Origin of the sequence: Klebsiella sp. Ech2A, from assembly GCF_030078455.1 — a bacterium.
Taxonomy (GTDB): domain Bacteria; phylum Pseudomonadota; class Gammaproteobacteria; order Enterobacterales; family Enterobacteriaceae; genus Klebsiella; species Klebsiella terrigena.
This window is the reverse complement of record NZ_JAQGFU010000221.1, coordinates 1-6,534: the sequence shown is the minus strand read 5'-3', so window position 1 is coordinate 6,534 and position 6,534 is coordinate 1. Positions and strand designations below refer to the sequence as shown.

Genomic DNA, 6,534 nt, shown 5'->3' with positions numbered 1-6,534 from the left:
GGATGCTGACCATCACCGCCGATGACGGCACCCAGGGCTACGCCTTCGCGCCGCCGGAAGTGGTACGCCCGTTTGTGGTGGACACCTTTTTCCGCAAGGTACTGGTAGGGCAGGATCCCTTTAATCGCGAGCGCATCTGGCAGGATCTTAACCACTGGCAGCGCGGCAGCGCCCACCAGCTGACCGAGCGCGCGCTGTCGTTTGTCGAGCAGGCGCTGTGGGATCTGCTGGGCCGCAGGCTCAATATGCCGGTCTATAAGCTGCTGGGCGGCTATCGCGATAAGGTGCCGGCCTACGGCAGCACCATGTGCGGGGACGATCTGCCCGGCGGCCTGTCGACGCCGGACGAGTTCGCGGCGTTTGCCGAAAAGCTGGTGGCGCGCGGCTACAGGGCCATCAAGCTGCACACCTGGATGCCGCCGATCGCCTTTGCGCCGAATCCGAAGATGGATATCAAAGCCTGCGCCGCGGTACGTGAAGCGGTTGGCCCGGACGTTGCGCTGATGATTGACGGCTACCACTGGTACAGCCGCGCCGAGGCGCTGTGGATTGGTAAGGAGCTGGAAAAGCTCGACTTCGCCTGGTTTGAAGAGCCGATGGAGGAGGATTCGATGTCGTCCTACGCCTGGCTGGCGGAAAACCTGACCATTCCGATCGTCGGCCCGGAGAGCTTCGGCGGCAAGCATCATATGCGCGCTGAATGGGTGAAGGCCGGAGCCTGCGATATTTTACGCGCCGGGGCCAACGGCGTCGGCGGGATTACGCCCACCATGAAGGTGGCGGCGCTGGCGGAGTCTTTCGGCATGGACTGTGAGGTTCACGGCAACGGGGCGGCGAGCCTGGCGGTGGTGGGCGCGATCCGCAACTGCCGCTGGTACGAGCGCGGTCTGCTGCACCCGTTCCTCGATTACGACGCGCCGGCCGCCTATCTCAACAGCATCGTTGACCCGATGGATGAGCAGGGCTTTGTGCATTTGTCACAGCGCCCGGGCCTCGGGGAAGACATCAACTTTGCGTATATCGAAGCCAATACCGTTAGCCACGACTGATTAATAAAAAGTCCGCATGCCGAAGGCATAGCGGATATGGCCGAACGGATAACAATTATAAAACAGGCCCTGAGTCAGCCGCTGCGGCGCCAATGATGACGGGCGTGTACCCTACAGGCGAAAGATAGATGAAGAAATCCTCCTTACTGGGAGCGTGCCTGCTCGCGCTCGCCGTGACGCTGGGGAGCGGGGCGAGCTACGCCAAAACGCCGCCCGACCAGCTGATCGTCGGTATGAATATGAATAACCTGCTGACACTCGACCCGGCGGCCATGACCGGCAACGAGGTGGTGGGGGTAGTGGTCAATCTTTACGATTCACTGGTTGAACTTGACCCCGAGCAGCTCACTAACGTGCGCCCGGCGCTGGCTAAATCCTGGGAGATAAGCCCGGACGGCGCGACGCTGACCTTCCATCTGCATGACAACGTGACGTTTCACTCCGGCAATCCGCTGACCGCGGCCGACGTGGTGTGGTCGATGCGGCGGATCCTGCACCTTAACCTCGCCCAGGCCTCGGTGTGGAAATCCTACGGCTTCAGCAAAAGCAATATCGATAGGCAGGTGACGGCGCTGGACGACGTGACGGTACAAATCACCCTGCCGAAGGCCAACGATCCGCAGCTGGTGCTCTACTCCCTTGGCGCGCTGGGCAACCTTGGCGTGATCGACAGCAAAACGGTGCAAAGCCACGCGCAGGATAACGACTGGGGCAACCGCTGGCTGACCACCCACGAAGCCGGGTCCGGGCCGTTTATGCTGGAAACCTGGCAGGCGAAGGAGGTGCTGCGCATGCAGCGCAACCCGAACTACTGGCGCGGGGAGGCGAAGATGAGTCGGGTGGTGTTGCGCCATTTTCAGGAGTCGCAAACGCTGCGCCTGATGATTGAGAAGGGCGATCTCGACATCGCCAACAATATGGCGGTATCGGATATCAACGCCCTGCGCAGCAACCCGCAGCTGAGCGTCGATGCGGTGCAGCGCGGAACGATGTACTACGTGGCGATGAGCATGAAGGAGGCGCACTTCGCCAACCCCAGGGTGCGCGAAGCCCTGCGCTACCTGATTGACTATCAGGGGATTAACCGGGCGCTGATGCCGGGCTACGGCGTGCTGCACCAGCGGCCGATCAAAGCAGGCATGCCCTCGACGCTGCCGGACCCGGGCTACCGGCTGGATATTGCGCGGGCGAAAAAGCTGCTGGCGGAGGCGGGCTATCCCGACGGTTTCACTACCACGCTGCGGGTGCTCTCCGACCAGCCGTTCCTCAATATCGCCATCGCCGTGCAGTCCACGCTGATGCAGGCGGGTATTAACGCCAAAATTATTACCGGTACCGGCAACCAGATCTACGGGGCGATGCGCGAGCGTCAGTTCGACCTGCTGGTCGGCCGCGGCGGCAGCGGGATGGAGCCGCATCCGCACTCCAGCCTGCGGGCGCTGGTCTATAACCCGGATAACAGCGACGCCGCGCGGCTGACCAACTTCCAGGGCTGGCGGACCGGTTTTTACGACCCACAGCTCAACGCGATGATCGACGGCGCGCTGCTCGAACGCGACCCGCAGAAGCAGGTTGCCGACTACCGGGCGATTCAGGCCCGCTATGACCAGCTGATCCCGGCCCTGATCCCGCTTTCACAGATGGTTGATTCGGTGGTGGTTCGTCGGGAGGTGCGCGACTATCGGCCGCATCCGTCCGCCACCACCTTTTTACGCGAAGTCTATAAAGTCAGCGAAGGAGAGAAAGGATGAGTACACGTCTTTTCGCGCCCGGCTCCCGCGCCCGGCGTTTGGCTAAACGGCTGCTGCAGGTGGCGATCACGCTGTTCGGCCTGCTGCTGCTCACCTTCACCATCGGACGGGTGATGCCCATCGACCCGGTGCTGGCGATTGTTGGCCCGGATGCCGACCACGGCACCTATCAGCAGGTGTACCACCAGCTGGGGTTTGACCAGTCGCTGGTCACCCAGTTTGCCATCTATTTCGTCAACCTGCTGCACGGGGATCTGGGCAACGCCCTGCTGACCGGGAAACCGGTAATGGACGATATTATTCGCGTCTTCCCGGCGACCATGGAGCTGGCGACGATGGCGATTATCGTTGGCGCCGGGCTCGGTATTCCGCTGGGCGTGCTGGCCGCGGCGCGGCGCAACAGCCTCAGCGACTACGTGGTGCGTATTATTAGCCTCGCCGGCTACTCGACGCCGATCTTCTGGGTCGGGATGATCGGGCTGCTGGTGTTCTACGCCTGGCTCGGCTGGGTGGGCGGCGCCGGGCGGGTGGATCTCGGCCTGGACGGGATCGTGCCGCGGCGCACCGGCCTGATGACCGTTGACGCGCTGCTGGCGGGGAATGGCCGGGTATTCTGGAACGCCATCAATCACCTGATTTTACCCGCTTCGCTGCTCGGCTTTCACTCGCTGGCCTACATCAGCCGCATGACCCGCAGCTTTATGCTGGCCCAGCTGTCGCAGGAGTTCATTATCACCGCCAGGGTGAAGGGGCTCACCGAGCGGCAGGTTATCTGGCATCACGCCTTTCGCAACATACTGGTGCAGCTGCTGACGGTCGTGGCGCTGGCCTACGGCGCGCTGCTGGAAGGGGCGGTGCTGATCGAGACGGTCTTCTCGTGGCCCGGCTTTGGCTCCTATCTCACCGGCAGCCTGCTGCTCGGGGATATGAACGCGGTGATGGGCTGCGTGCTGCTGGTGGGGGTCATCTTCGTGATGCTCAATTTGCTTTCCGACATGCTGTACCAATTCTTTGACCCGAGGACCAAATCATGACGGTTTCGCTGGATACCCCGCTGCGAGGCGGAACGAACGAGAGCCGCCAGCGGATAGTTCGCGGGCTGAGGCGCGGCGCCGGGTTTATCGGCAGGATGGCGCGCAATCCCCTCACCGCGATCGGCGGCGGGATTATCGGCCTGCTGCTGGTGGTGGCGATTTTTGCGCCGCAGATTGCCCCTTATCACCCGCTGGTGCAGGACCTCAACAACGCGCTGGCGGCGCCCAATGCGCAGCACTGGTTCGGCACCGACGAGTTTGGCCGCGATATCTTTAGCCGGCTGGTCTACGGCTCGCGCATCACGCTCTATATCGTGCTGCTGGTGTCGGTGACCGTCGGGCCGCTGGGGCTGCTGCTGGGAGTGAGCGCCGGCTACTTTGGCGGTAGGGTGGATATGGTGCTGATGCGCGTCACCGATATCTTTATCTCCTTCCCGAGCCTGGTGCTGGCGCTGGCCTTTGTGGCAGCGCTGGGCCCCGGCCTTGAGCACGTGGTTATTGCGATTACGCTGACCGCCTGGCCGCCGATTGCGCGTCTGGCCCGCGCGGAGACGCTCTCCCTGCGGCAGGCCGATTTTATCTCGGCGGTGCGTTTACAGGGCGCTTCTGCGACCCGCGTGCTGTGGCGGCACATTGTGCCGCTGTGCCTGCCGTCGGTGATCATCCGCATTACCATGAATATGGCGGGAATTATTCTGACCGCCGCCGGGCTGGGGTTTCTCGGCCTCGGCGCCCAGCCGCCGGATCCGGAGTGGGGGGCGATGATCTCCAGCGGTCGCACCTACATGATGGAGTGCTGGTGGGTAGTAACGATCCCGGGGCTGGCGATCCTGATCAACAGTCTGGCATTCAACTTCTTAGGAGATGGCCTACGTGACATCCTCGATCCTCGTAGCGAATAGCGCACCGCTGCTCGACGTGCGCGACCTGTGCGTCGACTTTGTTAACGGCGGCGCGGTCACCCATGCGGTGCGCGGCGTCTCCTTCCAGCTGGGGCGGGAGAAGCTGGCGATTGTCGGCGAGTCCGGCTCGGGCAAATCCACCGTCGGGCGGGCGCTGCTGCAGCTGCATCCGAAAAAGGCGCGGGTTAGCGCCAGCCGGATGCAGTTCGCCGACCTTGATTTACAGCAGCTCAGCGAGGCGCAGATGCGCGCCGTACGCGGCAAGCGCATCTCCATGATTATGCAGGACCCGAAATACTCGCTCAATCCGGTGGTGTGCGTCGGCGATCAGGTGGCTGAAGCCTGGCTCACCCACCACCCCGGGCGCAAAAACGAGGCCAGAAGCAAAGCGCTGGAGATGCTGGAGGTGGTACGCATCCGCGACCCGCAGCGCGTCTATCGGCTCTATCCGCATGAAATTTCCGGCGGCCAGGGGCAGCGCATCATGATCGCCATGATGCTGATCGTCGACCCGGAGCTGGTGATTGCCGATGAGCCCACCTCGGCGCTGGACGTCTCGGTGCGTCTGCAGGTCCTCGGCCTGCTCGACGATCTGGTGCAGTCGCGCGGGCTGGGGCTGATATTTATCAGCCACGATATCAATCTGGTGCGCAGCTTCTGCGATCGGGTGCTGGTGATGTACGCCGGGCGGGTAGTGGAGTCCATTGCCGCCAGGGACCTTGATAACGCCCGCCACCCCTACACGCAGGGGCTGATTAACTCCCTGCCGGATATGCAGCGTCGCCGCCCGGTGCTGCCGGTTCTACAGCGCCAGGCCAGCTGGCTGACGGAATAAGGAGAGCCTGATGATTGACGTACAAAACCTCAACCTCGCCTTTGGCGAGGGCAGCAAGCGTAGCCAGGTCCTGCATGACGTGAGTTTTCACGTCCGTCCCGGCGAGATCTACGGCCTGGTAGGGGAGTCCGGTTCCGGCAAAACCACGGTACTGAAGTGCCTGGCCGGGCTGTTCACCCACTGGCAGGGGGCGCTGGCGATCGACGGCCGCGCGCTGGAGCATAAAATCAGCCGCCGGCGCTGTCGCCAGGTGCAAATGGTCTTTCAGGATCCCTACGGCTCGCTGCACCCGCGGCATACCGTGGGCGATATTCTTGAGGAGCCGCTGCAGATCCAGGGTATCGGCGATCGCGATCGGCGGGTCAATACGCTGCTGGACAGGGTGGGGCTAAATCGCGCCTTTCGCGACCGCTATCCGCACCAGCTTTCCGGCGGCCAGCGCCAGCGGGTGGCGATCGCCCGGGCGCTGATCCTCGAACCCCAGGTGCTGCTGCTGGACGAGCCCACCTCGGCGCTGGACGTTTCGGTGCAGGCCGAGATCCTCAACCTGCTGGCGGAGCTGCAGCGGGAGGCGAAGCTCACCTATTTAATGGTCACCCACGACCTTGGGGTGATTGCCCATCTCTGTCATAAGGTGGCGGTGATGCAGCATGGGAAGATCCTCGAAACCCTGACGGTGGATGCGCTGGTCAACGGCGAGGCGCAGGCGGCCTATACGCAAATGCTGGTCAATGCCAGCCGGCAGTATACCCGGGAGATGGCGCGGGAGGTGGCCGCGTACTGAATGACGCCCGGCGGCCTATCGCCGCCGCCGAGCGCCGGGGATTATTTCAGCAGCGCGCAGTCCGGCGGCAACCGGCAGCGCAGGGCGCCGGGCAGAATTTCCATGCGGAAGGTTTTGCCGCTCAGCGGCTCGCCGTCGAGGTTAAAGGCCATCTCGTGGGCGGCGGGAATTTAAAACCA

The 6,534-nt window shown here is 63.1% G+C and carries 6 protein-coding genes and 1 pseudogene; 6 read left to right on the top strand and 1 reads right to left on the bottom strand.

Translation table 11 applies throughout. From position 1 onward, the window contains the following. Positions 1-2: 2 nt before the first annotated feature. The 6 genes from PFH44_RS23575 to PFH44_RS23550 all read left to right on the top strand — a co-directional run bounded on the left by PFH44_RS23575 (position 3) and on the right by PFH44_RS23550 (position 6,355). Positions 3-1,049, top strand: coding sequence for a mandelate racemase family protein (locus PFH44_RS23575; protein ID WP_283826326.1), 1,047 nt, complete (start codon positions 3-5; stop codon positions 1,047-1,049). 128 nt (positions 1,050-1,177) lie between these two features. Beyond that, on the top strand, positions 1,178-2,800 hold the full coding sequence (locus PFH44_RS23570; RefSeq protein WP_283826325.1) for an ABC transporter substrate-binding protein: 1,623 nt from the start codon (positions 1,178-1,180) through the stop codon (positions 2,798-2,800). After that, complete coding sequence (locus PFH44_RS23565; RefSeq protein ID WP_041146414.1) at positions 2,797-3,834, top strand: ABC transporter permease; 1,038 nt, start codon at positions 2,797-2,799, stop codon at positions 3,832-3,834. The genes PFH44_RS23570 and PFH44_RS23565 overlap by 4 nt, the downstream gene beginning before the upstream one ends. Continuing rightward, positions 3,831-4,736: an ABC transporter permease gene (locus PFH44_RS23560; RefSeq protein WP_283826324.1), complete on the top strand. Its 906-nt coding sequence runs from the start codon at positions 3,831-3,833 to the stop codon at positions 4,734-4,736. Before PFH44_RS23565 ends, PFH44_RS23560 begins: the two co-directional genes overlap by 4 nt. Further along, positions 4,708-5,571 carry an ABC transporter ATP-binding protein gene (locus PFH44_RS23555; protein WP_128879474.1) on the top strand — a complete coding sequence of 288 codons (864 nt, stop codon included), beginning with the start codon at positions 4,708-4,710 and terminating at the stop codon, positions 5,569-5,571. Before PFH44_RS23560 ends, PFH44_RS23555 begins: the two co-directional genes overlap by 29 nt. A gap of 10 nt (positions 5,572-5,581) precedes the next feature. Beyond that, on the top strand, positions 5,582-6,355 hold the full coding sequence (locus PFH44_RS23550; RefSeq protein WP_283826323.1) for an ABC transporter ATP-binding protein: 774 nt from the start codon (positions 5,582-5,584) through the stop codon (positions 6,353-6,355). Positions 6,356-6,396: 41 nt separating this feature from the next. Here the strand turns inward: PFH44_RS23550 and PFH44_RS23545 are convergent. Then, positions 6,397-6,525, bottom strand: a pseudogene (locus PFH44_RS23545) (lipid kinase YegS); the annotation flags it as partial. Between the last annotated feature and the right edge of the window lie 9 nt (positions 6,526-6,534).